Source organism: Enterobacter cloacae complex sp. IR5401 (genome assembly GCF_049238425.1).
Taxonomy (GTDB): Bacteria; Pseudomonadota; Gammaproteobacteria; order Enterobacterales; family Enterobacteriaceae; genus Enterobacter; species Enterobacter hormaechei_C.
Genome location: NZ_JBMKHN010000002.1, coordinates 40,952 through 56,200, shown reverse-complemented (window position 1 = coordinate 56,200; position 15,249 = coordinate 40,952). Strand labels below are relative to the sequence as shown.

Annotated in this window: 15 protein-coding genes; 13 read left to right on the top strand and 2 right to left on the bottom strand. The window is 54.8% G+C overall.

Annotation, left to right across the window (positions count from 1 at the left end; translation table 11 throughout):
- Nucleotides 1-3: 3 nt before the first annotated feature.
- On the bottom strand, nt 4-3,111 hold the full coding sequence (gene rne, locus ACOTX1_RS03270) for a ribonuclease E (protein ID WP_022650781.1): 3,108 nt from the start codon (nt 3,109-3,111) through the stop codon (nt 4-6).
- Between the two features lie 570 nt (nt 3,112-3,681).
- Between rne and rluC the strand changes: the two genes are divergently transcribed.
- Nucleotides 3,682-4,629: a 23S rRNA pseudouridine(955/2504/2580) synthase RluC gene (rluC, locus tag ACOTX1_RS03265; protein ID WP_032634484.1), complete on the top strand. Its 948-nt coding sequence runs from the start codon at nt 3,682-3,684 to the stop codon at nt 4,627-4,629.
- A 95-nt stretch (nt 4,630-4,724) separates the two neighbouring features.
- Here the strand turns inward: rluC and ACOTX1_RS03260 are convergent, their stop codons facing one another.
- Nucleotides 4,725-5,309, bottom strand: a complete 585-nt coding sequence (locus ACOTX1_RS03260; protein WP_003857968.1) for a Maf family protein — start codon at nt 5,307-5,309, stop codon at nt 4,725-4,727.
- Between the two features lie 140 nt (nt 5,310-5,449).
- Here ACOTX1_RS03260 and yceD point away from each other — a divergent pair, with 140 nt between their 5' ends.
- From yceD to holB, 12 genes are all read left to right on the top strand, one after another.
- Nucleotides 5,450-5,971: a 23S rRNA accumulation protein YceD gene (gene yceD, locus ACOTX1_RS03255; protein ID WP_003857966.1), complete on the top strand. Its 522-nt coding sequence runs from the start codon at nt 5,450-5,452 to the stop codon at nt 5,969-5,971.
- Nucleotides 5,972-5,987: 16 nt separating this feature from the next.
- On the top strand, nt 5,988-6,161 hold the full coding sequence (rpmF, locus tag ACOTX1_RS03250; RefSeq protein ID WP_003857964.1) for a 50S ribosomal protein L32: 174 nt from the start codon (nt 5,988-5,990) through the stop codon (nt 6,159-6,161).
- 81 nt (nt 6,162-6,242) lie between these two features.
- Nucleotides 6,243-7,277 (top strand): phosphate acyltransferase PlsX, encoded by a 1,035-nt coding sequence (gene plsX, locus ACOTX1_RS03245; protein WP_003857962.1) that lies wholly within the window; start codon nt 6,243-6,245, stop codon nt 7,275-7,277.
- Between the two features lie 6 nt (nt 7,278-7,283).
- Nucleotides 7,284-8,237, top strand: coding sequence for a beta-ketoacyl-ACP synthase III (locus ACOTX1_RS03240; RefSeq protein ID WP_003857960.1), 954 nt, complete (start codon nt 7,284-7,286; stop codon nt 8,235-8,237).
- Nucleotides 8,238-8,252: 15 nt separating this feature from the next.
- Nucleotides 8,253-9,182: an ACP S-malonyltransferase gene (gene fabD, locus ACOTX1_RS03235; protein WP_003857958.1), complete on the top strand. Its 930-nt coding sequence runs from the start codon at nt 8,253-8,255 to the stop codon at nt 9,180-9,182.
- A gap of 12 nt (nt 9,183-9,194) precedes the next feature.
- Entirely contained in the window at nt 9,195-9,929 is a 735-nt protein-coding gene (fabG, locus tag ACOTX1_RS03230) for a 3-oxoacyl-ACP reductase FabG (protein WP_003857956.1), read from the top strand.
- 154 nt (nt 9,930-10,083) lie between these two features.
- Nucleotides 10,084-10,320, top strand: a complete 237-nt coding sequence (acpP, locus tag ACOTX1_RS03225; RefSeq protein WP_003857954.1) for an acyl carrier protein — start codon at nt 10,084-10,086, stop codon at nt 10,318-10,320.
- A 91-nt stretch (nt 10,321-10,411) separates the two neighbouring features.
- Nucleotides 10,412-11,653, top strand: coding sequence for a beta-ketoacyl-ACP synthase II (fabF, locus tag ACOTX1_RS03220; protein ID WP_003857950.1), 1,242 nt, complete (start codon nt 10,412-10,414; stop codon nt 11,651-11,653).
- A 120-nt stretch (nt 11,654-11,773) separates the two neighbouring features.
- The gene (gene pabC / locus ACOTX1_RS03215) at nt 11,774-12,583 is read left to right on the top strand and encodes an aminodeoxychorismate lyase (protein WP_023315813.1); all 810 of its coding nucleotides are present in this window, start codon (nt 11,774-11,776) and stop codon (nt 12,581-12,583) included.
- 2 nt (nt 12,584-12,585) lie between these two features.
- A complete protein-coding gene (yceG, locus tag ACOTX1_RS03210) occupies nt 12,586-13,608 on the top strand; it encodes a cell division protein YceG (RefSeq protein WP_023315814.1) in 1,023 nt (340 codons plus the stop codon).
- Nucleotides 13,598-14,239 (top strand): dTMP kinase, encoded by a 642-nt coding sequence (tmk, locus tag ACOTX1_RS03205; protein ID WP_023315815.1) that lies wholly within the window; start codon nt 13,598-13,600, stop codon nt 14,237-14,239. The genes yceG and tmk overlap by 11 nt, the downstream gene beginning before the upstream one ends.
- On the top strand, nt 14,236-15,240 hold the full coding sequence (gene holB / locus ACOTX1_RS03200) for a DNA polymerase III subunit delta' (protein ID WP_003857944.1): 1,005 nt from the start codon (nt 14,236-14,238) through the stop codon (nt 15,238-15,240). Before tmk ends, holB begins: the two co-directional genes overlap by 4 nt.
- Nucleotides 15,241-15,249: the final 9 nt, after the last annotated feature.

The window sequence follows — 15,249 nt, the reverse complement described above, 5'->3', positions numbered from 1 at the left end:
GCGTTATTCAACAGGCTGAGGACGAGTAGCTGGCGCAGTAGCCATGTGCGTTGCACTGTGACCACCGGCAGCACCTTTGCCTTCGAAGTTGAATGCCGGACGAACCCAGTCGCTATGGCGTGGCGCTTCAGGCACATACTCAGGTGCCGGGGCGCGAGTCATCGGCGCGGTAGCAACGTGAGCAGGCGCTACAGCTGCAACGACCTCAATCGGCTCTGATTTCACTTCAGGCGCTTTGACCTCTTCGACAACAGGTTCAACCTGAATCTCGACGTCCTGAACAACCTCTTCAGTCACCGTTTCGACGGTAACGTCAGCGGGCTCTTCTGCTGCGGAGACTGGCTCAGCGTCTTCTGTGACTTCTTCAGCCACCACGGTATCTTCTTCGGCAATGATCTGCGGAGCGGCATCAACCGGCGCAGCAATGACTTCAGGATGGGTCGTTTCCACTTCCACAGCCTGCGGTGCCGCTGTGTCAATAACCTGCGGTTCAACCACGGTTGCCGCTTCAGTCACGACGTCTTCCACCGCTGCTACCGGTGCAATCACCTCTTGGGTCACAGCCTGTTCTTCAATAGCCTGCTCCGGGCGAGCAACCGGATAACGGATCCAGACTTTACCGGATGCCATCTCAGGTGACGCGCACGCCACGGTCAATGGCATTGGCGACTGAGTTGGGTAACGCTCGTCACGGTAACGACGACGACGCTGACCGCTCACGCGCAGATGACGCGGAGAACGACGGGAGCGACGCGGCATACCTGCGTTGTCACGGTTTTCGCTGCTTTCGTCCTGCTCAACCTGATTTTCTACTACGGCTGGCAGGTCAACTTTCGCAACCTGTGTACCCGTTGTGCTTTCTGCTGCTTCAACCGCGATAACGTTGTTTTCTTCCGCCTGAACAGCACCCACACGCACTTTCTGGGTCAACTGACGCTGCTTACGACGCGGCATAACCTGAGTACGCTCTTCCTGCTCCGTGTCCTGCTGTTCAACAGGCGCTTCGCGGTTCAGGTTTTTGACTTCCTGCTGGGCCTGGCGTTTCTCGTCGTTACGACGACGGTTACGCTCGCGGCGAGGTTGCTGCTCGTCACGCTGTTTGCTCTTCTCGGACTCATCGCCCGCCTGCTGGCGAATCTCACGATCTTCAACGTTCTGCTGTTGCTTCTCGCGACGGTTGCGACGGTTGTCCTCGCGTTGTTCACGACCTTCGTTGTTCTCGGAACGATTATCACGGCGCTCGTTACGATCGCTACGGTCATTACGATCGCGACGATTGTTCTGACGCTTACGACGGTCCTGCTGACGCTCTGGTTTCGCTTCTTTTGGCGCTTCTTTCGGCTGCTCAGGCTGAACTTCTTCGCCAGCAAACATTTTTTTCAGCGCGCCGAAGATGCGGCTCAGGAGACCCGGCTGCTCAGGCTGCGCTTTTGCCGCGGCAGGGGCCGCCTTTTGCACGGCAGGTTTTGCCGCTGGTTTTTCCAGCGTCGCTTCCGGCGGGGCTTCCGGCATGATGAAGGTTGCTAATGCAGGCTGCTCAGGCAGTTTACGCTCGGCAGGCTCTTCATCCGATGGCAGCGCCATTTCTTCTTCATGAAGCTTCGGCAGCAGGTAGCTGAGGGTGCTTGTCTCTTCACCTTTACGCACGCGCAGCACGTGATAGTGCGGGGTTTGCATCTCGTCGTTTGGCACGATGATGCAGCGAACGCCGCCCTGACGCGCTTCGATTGCGCTCACCGCTGCACGTTTTTCGTTCAGCAGGTAGGAGGCAATCGGCACCGGAACAATGGCGTGAACCTCTTTGGTGTTCTCTTTCAGCGCTTCTTCTTCAATCAGACGCAGAATAGAGAGGGAGAGCGATTCATTGTCACGCACGGTACCTGTCCCGGAACAGCGCGGGCAGACGTGATGGCTGGACTCGCCGAGTGACGGGCTCAGACGCTGACGGGACATTTCCAGCAGGCCGAAGCGCGAGATATGGCTAATCTGGATACGCGCGCGATCCTGGCGCACCGCTTCACGCAGACGGTTTTCAACCGCACGCTGGTGGCGAACCGGGGTCATGTCGATGAAGTCGATAACAATCAGACCACCCAGGTCGCGCAGGCGGAGCTGGCGGGCGATTTCATCAGCGGCTTCTAGGTTGGTGTTGAAGGCGGTCTCTTCGATGTCGCCGCCGCGGGTTGCACGCGCGGAGTTGATGTCGATAGCGGTCAGCGCTTCGGTGGTATCGATAACGATAGAACCGCCGGACGGCAGACGCACTTCACGCTGGAAGGCAGACTCGATCTGGGATTCAATCTGATAGTGGCTGAACAGCGGGATTTCACCGGTGTACAGTTTAATTTTGCTGGTGAAATCCGGGCGACCCAGCGCGGCGATGTGCTGGCGAGCCAGCTCAAGCACTTTCGGGTTATCAATCAGAATTTCACCGATGTCCTGACGCAGATAATCACGGAAGGCACGCACAATGACGTTGCTTTCCTGGTGGATCAGGAACGGAGCAGGACGGCTTTCAGCCGCTTTCTTGATGGCTTCCCAGTGCTTCAGACGGAAGCTCAGGTCCCACTGCAATGCTTCGGCAGATTTGCCGACGCCTGCGGTGCGCACGATAAGGCCCATGCCGTCTGGCAGCTCAAGACTTGCCAGCGCTTCTTTCAGCTCGGTACGGTCATCGCCTTCGATACGGCGAGAGATGCCACCCGCACGCGGGTTGTTTGGCATCAACACCAGATAGCTTCCTGCCAGACTGATAAAGGTGGTCAGTGCGGCACCTTTGTTGCCACGCTCTTCTTTATCGATCTGGACGATAACTTCCTGACCTTCACGCAGAACATCTTTAATGTTCGGACGGCCATGGGAGTTGTAGTTTGCAGGAAAATATTCGCGGGCGATTTCTTTGAGAGGAAGGAAACCGTGACGCTCAGCACCGTAATCGACAAATGCAGCTTCAAGGCTTGGTTCAATGCGGGTGATTTTGCCTTTGTAAATGTTCGCTTTTTTCTGTTCGTGTCCAGGACTTTCGATATCCAGATCGTACAGGCGCTGCCCATCCACAAGGGCGACACGCAACTCTTCTTGCTGAGTTGCGTTGATTAACATTCTTTTCATCGTAACTTACTCGTTATTCTTACATTGACGACAAAGCTGCGGGCAAGGTGACGCTTTCCGGGGTATGAACCGATGGCCTCGTGTCTATTCACGTCGCCAACCTCACGGTTGTCGCTCGCTTAAGAGGCGCAGAGTGTCGGTTGCCTGTGTTTCATACGGAAACACAGCGCAATTATCAGGGGAATTGCCTGGGAAAACTCTCCAGAGAACAATCCTTATACCGGGAAGTACTGCAACCCGCAGCCCGCTAACTGCCTGAAAGATCAATACGTCTTACGCCATTGCTGCGTGGATGATCGGTCAGACAAAATTGGTCATTCCGTCGACATCCTTACAAAACCCGGATTTAACGCGGAAAACGGATTCATTATTCCACTGCTCGCCGGGTTATAGCAAGATGACTTTTACCAATTATCACCCGGTTACTCACAGTTTCTTCACTTCAACGGGGTGATTGGTTTAATAACCACCAAATCGATTGCGCGAAAGGGGAGCGGTCCGGATAAAAGTAAATATAAGCATAGAAAAATGAGTGGCGCTAATGCCTGACGCTATTTAGAATCGCCAACCATGAAAACAGAGACTCCAGCCGTAAAAATGGTTGCCATCGCCGACGACGAGGCGGGGCAACGTATCGATAATTTTTTGCGCACCCAGTTGAAGGGTGTGCCAAAAAGCATGATTTATCGCATCTTGCGTAAGGGCGAGGTGCGGGTGAACAAAAAACGCGTGAAGCCAGAGTATAAGCTCGAGGCGGGCGATGAAGTCCGCATTCCACCGGTACGTGTTGCAGAGCGTGAAGAAGAGGTCGTTTCTCCGAAGCTGCAAAAAGTCGCGGCCCTGAGAGACGTTATCCTTTATGAGGACGACCACATTCTGGTGCTGAATAAACCGTCCGGAACGGCGGTACACGGGGGGAGCGGCCTAAGCTTTGGCGTGATTGAAGGGTTACGCGCGCTGCGCCCGGAAGCGCGTTTCCTCGAACTGGTTCACCGTCTTGACCGTGATACCTCTGGCGTGCTGCTAGTGGCGAAAAAACGTTCTGCGCTGCGTTCACTGCATGAACAGCTGCGCGAAAAAGGGATGCAGAAAGATTATCTGGCGCTGGTGCGCGGCCAGTGGCAGTCCCACGTGAAAGTGGTGCAGGCGCCGCTGCTGAAAAATATTCTGCAAAGCGGCGAGCGCATTGTTCGTGTTAATCAGGAAGGGAAACCGTCTGAGACGCGCTTTAAAGTTGAAGAGCGCTACGAATTCGCCACGCTGGTGCGCTGTAGTCCGGTGACGGGGCGTACTCACCAGATTCGCGTCCATACCCAGTTTGCGGGCCATCCGATTGCGTTTGATGACCGCTATGGCGATCGCGAATTTGATAAGCAGCTGGCGGGGACGGGGCTATCGCGTCTGTTCCTGCATGCGGCAGCGCTTAAGTTCACCCATCCTAATACCGGTGAAGTTATCCGTATTGAAGCGCCGCTGGATGAGCAGCTCAAACGCTGTCTGAAAGTTCTGCGCGGCTGATTTTGTGCCGGGTAGCGCTGCGCTTACCCGGCCTACATGTTTTTCTCCCTCTCCCACAGGGAGAGGGCCGGGGTGGGGGCATCAGGCCGCAACGGTCACATCGTCAGCGGATTACACTCTTCTCGCCTTAACATCTGGCACAGCGCAATCAGCGGCAACCCCACCAGCGTATTGGAATCGCGGCCATCGAGCTTGTCGAACAACGCAATCCCTAGTCCTTCACTTTTAAAGCTCCCTGCACAGTTCAGCGGACGTTCCCGACGCACATAATCCATAATCTCCTGTTCGCTAAGATGACGGAAGTGCACATCAAACGGCTCGCACTCGGTTTGCAGATGACCGGAAGCCGAATTATAAAGCGCCAGGCCGGTATAAAAGGTCACGATACTGCCTCGCGCACGCAAAAGCTGCTGGCAGGCGATTTCTTCCGTATACGGTTTGCCGGTGATTTCGCCGTCCAGCACACAAACCTGATCGGAGCCTATAATCAGATGAGCGGGGTAACGTACGGCCAGCGACTGTGCTTTCTCTTTCGCGAGACGGGTCACCAGATGACGCGGTGACTCGCCCGGCTGTGGCGTTTCATCCACCTCCGGCGCAGCGCATTCAAACGGGATCCCGAGCTTTTCCAGCAGCATTCGGCGATAAGGTGAAGTGGAAGCAAGGACGAGATTTGGCATATTTTTATCACCAGATATAGCGTATCGATGCCAGCCATTTTAAACTACAGGCCGCAATGTGTGCGAATAATTGGCAAAAGGCAGCTCTGGTTGCCTTTTTCTTTGACTCTATGACGTTACAAAGTTAATATGCGCGCCCTATGCAAAAGGTAAAATTACCCCTGACTCTTGATCCGGTTCGTACGGCTCAAAAACGCCTCGATTACGAAGGAATCTATTCTTCCGATCAGGCTGAGCGTATTGCCGAATCTGTAGTCAGTGTGGACAGTGATGTAGAATGCTCCATGTCGTTCGCTATCGACAACCAGCGTCTCGCCGTGTTAACCGGTGATGCAAAGGTGACGGTAACGCTCGAATGTCAGCGTTGCGGGAAACCGTTTGTACAGCATGTTCACACAACGTATTGTTTTAGTCCGGTTCGTTCTGACGAACAGGCTGAAGCACTCCCGGAAGCGTACGAGCCGATTGAGGTTAACGAATTCGGTGAAATCGATCTTCTGGCGCTGGTTGAAGATGAAGTCATCCTCTCCCTGCCAGTCGTTCCGGTGCATGATTCTGAACACTGTGAAGTGTCCGAGGCGGACATGGTCTTTGGGGAACTGCCTGATGAAGCGCAAAAACCAAACCCATTTGCCGTATTAGCCAGCTTAAAGCGTAAGTAATTGAGGAGTAAGGTCCATGGCCGTACAACAGAATAAACCAACCCGTTCCAAACGTGGCATGCGTCGTTCCCATGACGCGCTGACCGCAGTTACCAGCCTGTCTGTAGACAAGACTTCTGGTGAGAAACACCTGCGTCACCACATCACCGCTGACGGTTTCTACCGCGGCCGCAAGGTTATCACTAAGTAATCACGCGTCAGCGTGATTAGGCTTAGTGAGGAACTTCCCCGTGCAAACGGGGAGTTTACCGAACCAGGCTGCGACGATACCTTGACACGTCTAACCCTGGCGTTAGATGTCATGGGGGGAGATTTTGGCCCTACCGTGACAGTGCCTGCAGCATTGCAGGCACTGAATTCTAATTCGCAACTCACACTTCTTTTAGTCGGTAATCCCGACACAATCACGCCATTACTTGCAAAAGCTGACTTTGAACAACGTTCGCGTCTGCAGATTATTCCTGCGCAGTCAGTTATTGCCAGTGATGCCCGGCCATCGCAGGCTATTCGTAATAGCCGCGGCAGCTCTATGCGAATGGCGCTGGAGCTGGTGAAAGAAGGGCGAGCACAGGCTTGCGTCAGCGCGGGAAATACTGGCGCGCTGATGGGGCTGTCGAAATTATTGCTCAAGCCGATTGAGGGCATTGAGCGTCCGGCGCTGGTGACGGTGTTACCGCATCAGCAGAAGGGCAAAACGGTGGTGCTGGATCTGGGCGCTAACGTGGATTGTGATAGTACAATGCTGGCTCAGTTTGCCGTTATGGGGTCGGTGCTGGCAGAAGACGTGCTCGGGATTAACAATCCCCGCGTTGCGTTATTGAATATTGGTGAAGAAGAGACCAAAGGTCTGGACAGTATCCGCGACGCTGCGGAAATACTCAAACAGGTCCCCTCCATCAACTATATTGGTTATCTCGAAGCCAATGAGTTGCTGACGGGCAAAACGGATGTATTAGTGTGTGATGGCTTCACCGGAAACGTGACGTTGAAGACCATGGAAGGGGTCGTACGAATGTTCCTTTCTCTGCTGAAATCGCAGGGAGACGGTAAAAAAAGGTCCTGGTGGCTGATTATATTAAAGCGTTGGTTACAAAAAAGCCTGACGCGGCGATTCAGTCACCTCAACCCCGACCAGTATAATGGCGCCTGTCTGTTAGGATTGCGCGGCATCGTGATTAAGAGTCATGGCGCCGCCAATCAGCGAGCATTTACCGTCGCGATTGAACAGGCAGTGCAGGCGGTGCAGCGTCAAGTCCCTCAGAGGATTGCCGCTCGCCTGGGATCTGTATTAGCTAAAAGTGACTGAGCGTACATGTATACGAAGATTTTAGGTACCGGCAGCTACCTGCCAAAACAAGTGCGTACCAACGCCGATCTTGAAAAAATGGTAGATACGTCTGACGAGTGGATTGTCACGCGCACAGGTATCCGTGAACGTCGTATCGCCGCGCCAGACGAAACTGTGTCCACCATGGGCTACGAAGCCGCTCAGCGAGCGCTTGAGATGGCTGGCATTGATAAAGAACAGATCGGGCTTATTGTGGTGGCGACCACCTCTGCCACGCATGCCTTCCCAAGCGCAGCGTGCCAGGTGCAGAACATGCTCGGCATCAAAGGCTGCCCGGCATTTGATGTTGCAGCAGCATGCGCGGGTTTCACCTATGCACTGAGCATCGCCGATCAGTATGTAAAATCGGGCGCCGTAAAATATGCGCTGGTGATCGGCGCTGACGTGCTGGCGCGTACCTGCGATCCAACCGATCGCGGAACGATCATTATTTTTGGCGATGGCGCGGGCGCGGTGCTGCTGGGGCAGTCCGAAGAGCCGGGCATCATCTCCACGCACCTGCATGCCGATGGCCGCTACGGCGAGCTGTTAACGCTGCCTAACGCCGATCGCGTTAATCCGGACAGTTCAATTTACCTGACAATGGCAGGTAACGAAGTGTTTAAAGTGGCCGTGACTGAACTGGCTCACATCGTTGATGAGACGCTGGAAGCGAACAATCTGGACCGTGCCGCACTCGACTGGCTGGTACCGCATCAGGCTAACCTGCGTATTATCAGCGCGACGGCGAAGAAGCTGGGCATGTCTATGGATAACGTTGTGGTGACGCTCGATCGCCACGGCAACACCTCTGCGGCATCGGTACCGTGCGCATTTGACGAAGCGGTACGCGATGGACGAATTAAACGGGGCCAACTGGTCTTGCTTGAAGCCTTTGGTGGCGGGTTCACCTGGGGTTCCGCGCTGGTTCGTTTCTAGGATAAGGATTAAAAAATGACGCAATTTGCTTTTGTGTTCCCGGGACAGGGCTCGCAAACTGTTGGGATGTTGTCTGAAATGGCAGCAAACTATCCGGTTATTGAAGAGACTTTCCGTGAAGCTTCTGACGCGCTGGGTTATGATCTGTGGGCGCTGACCCAACAGGGCCCCGCTGAAGAACTGAACAAAACCTGGCAGACTCAACCGGCACTGCTGGCGGCATCCGTCGCATTGTGGCGCGTATGGCAGCAGCAGGGCGGCAAAGCGCCGACGCTGATGGCGGGTCATAGCCTCGGTGAATACTCTGCGCTGGTCTGCGCTGGCGTGATTGCCTTCGCTGACGCGGTACGCCTGGTTGAATTGCGTGGTAAATTCATGCAGGAAGCGGTGCCAGAAGGCACGGGCGGCATGTCTGCCATCATCGGTCTGGATGATGCTTCTATCGCTAAAGCCTGTGAAGAATCTGCTGAAGGTCAGGTCGTTTCTCCGGTAAACTTTAACTCGCCAGGCCAGGTGGTAATCGCGGGTCATAAAGAAGCGGTTGAGCGTGCAGGCGCTGCCTGTAAAGCTGCGGGCGCAAAACGTGCACTGCCCCTGCCGGTGAGCGTGCCGTCTCACTGCGCGCTGATGAAGCCCGCAGCCGATAAGCTCGCGGTTGAGCTGGAAAAAATGACCTTTAACGCACCGACGATTTCCGTTGTGAATAACGTCGATGTGAAGTGCGAAACCGCGCCGGAGGCTATCCGTAACGCGCTGGTTCGCCAGCTCTACAGCCCGGTTCAGTGGACTAAAACTGTTGAATTTATGGCGTCTCAGGGCGTGGAACATCTGTATGAAGTCGGTCCAGGTAAAGTACTTACCGGTCTGACAAAACGTATTGTAGATACCCTGACTGCCTCGGCGATTAACGAGCCGGAAGCCATGAAAGCGGCACTCTCGCAATAAAAGAGGAATACCATGAGTTTTGAAGGAAAAATTGCCCTGGTGACCGGCGCAAGCCGCGGTATTGGGCGCGCTATTGCTGAAACACTGGTTGCGCGCGGCGCAACGGTGATCGGGACTGCGACCAGCGAGAATGGCGCACAGGCCATCAGCGACTATCTGGGTGCGAACGGTAAAGGTCTGGTACTGAATGTGACTGAACCAGCATCTATCGAATCTGTTCTGGAAAATATTCGCGCAGAGTTTGGCGAAGTGGATATTCTGGTCAATAATGCCGGGATCACTCGCGACAACCTGCTGATGCGAATGAAAGACGACGAGTGGAACGATATTATCGAAACCAACCTGTCATCTGTATTCCGTCTGTCAAAAGCGGTAATGCGCGCTATGATGAAAAAGCGTCATGGTCGTATTATCACTGTAGGTTCTGTGGTTGGTACCATGGGAAATGCTGGTCAGGCTAACTACGCTGCGGCGAAAGCAGGTCTGATCGGTTTCAGTAAGTCGCTGGCGCGTGAAGTCGCGTCCCGCGGAATTACTGTAAACGTTGTTGCTCCGGGCTTTATTGAAACGGACATGACGCGTGCGCTAACTGATGAGCAGCGTGCGGGTACGCTGGCGGCAGTTCCTGCGGGTCGTCTTGGCGACCCTAAAGAAATCGCCAGCGCGGTTGCATTTTTAGCCTCTGACGAAGCGGGTTACATCACTGGTGAAACCCTCCACGTCAACGGCGGGATGTACATGGTTTAATCACGATCGAAAATATTTGCGTTATTTGGGCAAATGGCCTCAAAATAACGTAAAATCGTGGTAAGACCTGCCGGGATTTAGTTGCAAATTTTTCAACATTTTATACACTACGAAAACCATCGCGAAAGCGAGTTTTGATAGGAAATTTAAGAGTATGAGCACTATCGAAGAACGCGTTAAGAAAATTATCGGCGAACAGCTGGGCGTTAAGCAGGAAGAAGTTGTGAACTCCGCTTCCTTTGTTGAAGACCTGGGCGCAGATTCTCTTGACACCGTTGAGCTGGTAATGGCTCTGGAAGAAGAGTTTGATACTGAGATTCCGGACGAAGAAGCTGAGAAAATCACCACCGTTCAGGCTGCCATTGATTACATCAACGGTCACCAGGCGTAAGTGAACATCTCCAGGCGGTCATTCGACCGCCTGAGTTTTATCTTTTGTTGTCCCACGAATCTCTTTTTTTATCCCTCCCTGGAGGACAAGCGTGTCTAAGCGTCGTGTAGTTGTGACCGGACTTGGCATGTTGTCTCCTGTCGGCAATACCGTAGAGTCCACCTGGAAAGCTCTCCTTGCCGGTCAGAGCGGCATCAGCCTAATCGACCATTTCGATACTAGCGCCTATGCAACGAAATTTGCTGGCTTAGTAAAGGATTTTAACTGTGAAGAGATCATCTCGCGCAAAGAACAGCGCAAGATGGATGCCTTCATTCAATATGGAATTGTCGCTGGCGTTCAGGCCATGCAGGATTCTGGCCTTGAGATTACGGAAGAGAACGCGACCCGTATCGGCGCCGCTATCGGCTCCGGGATTGGCGGTCTTGGTCTGATTGAAGAAAACCATACATCTCTGATGAATGGCGGCCCGCGTAAAATCAGCCCGTTCTTCGTTCCGTCTACGATTGTCAACATGGTGGCAGGTCACCTGACCATTATGTTCGGCCTGCGTGGCCCAAGCATCTCAATCGCGACAGCCTGTACGTCTGGCGTGCATAACATCGGCCAGGCCGCGCGTATCATTGCGTACGGCGATGCAGATGCTATGGTTGCGGGCGGCGCTGAAAAAGCCAGTACCCCACTGGGCGTCGGTGGTTTCGGTGCAGCGCGTGCGCTCTCTACCCGAAACGATAATCCTCAGGCGGCGAGCCGTCCGTGGGATAAAGACCGTGATGGTTTCGTGCTGGGTGACGGTGCAGGCATGATCGTACTGGAAGAGTACGAACACGCGAAAAAACGTGGCGCGAAAATTTATGCTGAAGTTGTTGGCTTTGGCATGAGCAGCGATGCTTATCACATGACGTCTCCTCCAGAGAATGGCGCAGGTGCTGCGCTGGCGATGGAAAACGCCATCCGTGATGCGGGCATTACGCCGGCACAGATTGGCTACGTTAACGCGCATGGGACGTCTACTCCTGCGGGCGATAAAGCAGAAGCGCAGGCTGTTAAGTCTATCTTCGGCGAATCTGCCAGCCGTGTGCTGGTGAGCTCCACGAAATCCATGACCGGTCACCTGCTGGGCGCTGCGGGGGCAGTAGAGTCAATCTACTCTATTCTCGCGCTGCGCGATCAGGCTGTACCACCAACCATCAACCTGGATAACCCGGATGAAGGTTGCGATCTGGACTTCGTTCCTCACGAAGCGCGCCAGGTTAGCGGTATGGAGTATACCCTGTGTAACTCCTTCGGCTTCGGTGGGACTAACGGTTCTCTGATCTTCAAAAAGGTCTGAGTCTGGTTGGTCGCTGACGATAAAAAAGGTCCGCTTGCCGGGCCTTTTTTATTAGGCGAAATCCCCTTGTCCGGCTGTTCACATCCTGCCAGACTGAGCCTCCACGCATAAGGAGCCACTATGTTTTTGATTAATGGCCTTGAGCAAGACACGCTGCCGGCAAGCGACAGGGCGACCCAGTTTGGCGATGGCTGTTTCACGACTGCGCGTATTCTCGACGGTGACGTGTGCCTGCTCGGGGCCCATATCCTTCGTTTACAAAAAGCCTGCGAAACATTACTGATCCCCTTCTCGCAGTGGGACATTCTTGAAAGTGAGATGCGTCGGCTGGCGTCAGAAAAAGCAAGCGGCGTCCTGAAAGTCATTATCAGCCGCGGGAGCGGTGGCCGGGGCTATAGCGGTTCTGCCTGTCTGCATCCTACGCGGATCCTTTCCGTTTCAGATTATCCTTCCCATTATGCGCACTGGCGTGAAGAGGGCGTAGCCCTGGCGCTAAGTCCGGTACGTCTGGGAAGAAACCCGATGCTCGCTGGCATAAAACACCTCAACCGCCTTGAACAGGTGCTAATTCGTACTCATCTTGAGCAGACGGAGGCCGGGGAGGCGCTGGTTCTTGACAGCGAAGGGTACATTACGGAATGCTGTGCGGCTAATTTACTCTGGCGGAAGGGCAGTGACGTGTTCACGCCTTCGCTGGAGCAGGCCGGCGTCAACGGCATTATGCGGCAGTTTTGTATGCACCAGCTGGCACGCGCAGGCTTTCGCGTTGTCGAAGTCAACGCTAAGGAAGAGGCGCTGTTGGCTGCCGATGAAGTCGTTATCTGCAATGCGCTGATGCCCGTTGTCCCCGTTCGCGCTTATGGCCGCAAATGCTGGTCATCCCGCGAGCTGTTCCAGTTACTGGCCCCGTTATGTGAGCAAACCAGGTAGTCATGAAGAAAATGTTACGCTTTGTCCTCCTTCTGATCGTTGCGTTAGGTATCGCTGGCGGAGCGGGAGTGTGGAAAGTCCGTCAGCTGGCGGAGAGTCAGATCCTGATAAAAGACGAGACGATTTTTACCCTGAAAGCGGGGACCGGTCGGCAGGCGCTTGGTCAGCAGCTGTATGACGACAAAATTATCAATCGCCCACGCGTATTCCAGTGGCTGCTGCGTATTGAACCGGACCTGTCCCATTTCAAGGCCGGTACCTATCGCTTTACCCCTGACATGACCGTGCGCGAAATGCTGCAACTGCTGGAAAGTGGTAAAGAAGCCCAATTCCCGCTGCGTTTCGTGGAAGGTATGCGTCTGAGCGATTACCTCAGGCAGCTGCGTGACGCGCCGTACATCAAGCATACGCTGAAAGATGACCGCTACCAGACCGTGGCAGACGCCTTAAAATTCGAACATCCCGAGTGGGTGGAAGGCTGGTTCTGGCCCGATACGTGGATGTATACGGCAGGCACGACGGATGTGGCCATTCTGAAGCGCGCGCACAACAAAATGGTCGCGGCGGTAGACGCTGCCTGGAAAGGGCGAGCAGAAGGCCTGCCTTATAAAGATCAAAACCAGTTCATGACGATGGCCTCAATCATCGAGAAAGAGACGGCCGTTGCTGCCGAACGTGACCAGGTTGCCTCGGTGTTTATTAACCGTCTGCGCATCGGCATGCGTTTGCAAACCGATCCTACCGTCATCTACGGCATGGGCGAAAACTACAACGGCAGGATTTCCAGAAAAGATCTGGAGACGCCAACGGCGTATAATACCTACGTGATTAGCGGCCTGCCGCCTGGACCGATTGCGACGCCGAGTGAAGCATCGTTGAAGGCCGCCGCGCACCCGGCCAAAACGCCGTATCTCTATTTTGTGGCTGACGGAAAAGGGGGGCACACGTTCAATACCAACCTGGCCAGCCACAATCGCTCCGTTCAGGACTATCTGAAGGCACTTAAGGAAAAAAATGCGCAGTAAATACATTGTCATTGAGGGACTCGAAGGGGCGGGCAAAACAACTGCCCGTAACGTGGTGGTGGATACGCTTACGTCGCTTGGCGTTGCCGATATGGTCTTCACCCGCGAGCCGGGCGGTACGCAGCTGGCGGAAAAACTGCGCAGCCTGGTTCTGGATATCAAATCCGTTGGCGATGAAGTTATTACCGACAAAGCGGAAGTGCTGATGTTCTATGCGGCGCGCGTTCAGCTGGTGGAGACGGTGATCAAACCCGCTCTGGCAGAAGGGAAATGGGTGATTGGCGATCGCCACGATCTCTCAACCCAGGCATATCAGGGCGGTGGCCGGGGTATCGACCAGACCATGCTGGCTACGCTTCGCGACGCGGTTCTGGGCGATTTCCGTCCTGACCTGACGCTGTATCTGGACGTGACCCCTGAGGTGGGCCTGAAGCGCGCCCGTGCCCGCGGCGAACTGGACCGCATTGAACAGGAATCTTTTGATTTCTTTAACCGCACCCGTGCGCGTTATCTGGAGCTGGCCGGGCAGGACAAGACCATTCGTACCATCGATGCGACGCAATCCCTTGAAGTCGTTACGCGTGATATTCAGCAGACAGTTACGCAGTGGCTACAGGAGCAGCAGGCATGAAATGGTATCCATGGTTGCGCCCACACTTTGAACAGCTGATCGGCAGCTATCAGGTTGGTCGGGGGCATCATGCGTTACTGATCCAGGCGCTTCCGGGAATGGGTGATGATGCGTTGATTTACGCCATCACCCGCTTTCTGATGTGCCAACAGCCGGAAGGACATAAAAGCTGCGGTAAGTGCCGGGGTTGCCAGCTCATGCAGGCGGGCACGCATCCTGACTATTACACCCTCGAACCCGAGAAAGGCAAAAATACGCTCGGTATCGACGCGGTGCGTGAGGTCAGTGAGAAACTGTACGAATATGCGCGTCTGGGCGGGGCGAAAGTGGTGTGGCTGAAAGACGCCGCGCTGCTCACGGAAGCCGCAGCCAACGCCCTGTTAAAAACCCTGGAAGAGCCGCCAGAGAACACCTGGTTTTTCCTCTCCTGCCGCGAGCCGGAACGCTTGCTGGCGACGCTGCGCAGTCGCTGCCGTCTTCACCACCTCGCTGTCCCTCAGGAATCCTGGTCGCTCGCCTGGCTTGAGCGAGAAGTGACGGTGTCACAAGACGCGGCGCGCTCGGCGTTGCGCCTGTGCAGCGGTGCGCCTGCGGCTGCGCTGGCCTTATTGCAGCCGGAGGTGTGGTCCCAGCGTGAAACGCTGTGTCGTGCGGTTGAATCAGCCCTCGACAGCCATGACTGGCTGAGCATGCTGCCAGCGCTGAACAGCGATCAGGCTCCGGAACGGCTGCACTGGCTGGCCGCACTGCTGCTGGATGCGCTCAAAATCCAGCAGGGGGCTACGCTTCTGACTAACCCTGACGTGTGGGCGTTGGTCACCACACTTGCGAATCGCCTGTCAGGGCAGTCGCTGCACGCTATCCTTCATGATATCTGCCAGAGTCGTGAACAACTTTTGACGGTAACCGGTCTCAATCGCGAGCTTTTACTGACCGACCAGTTACTGCGTATCGAACACTACCTGCAACCGGGTGTCATACCGCCGGTTTCCCACCTCTGAGAGAGACAT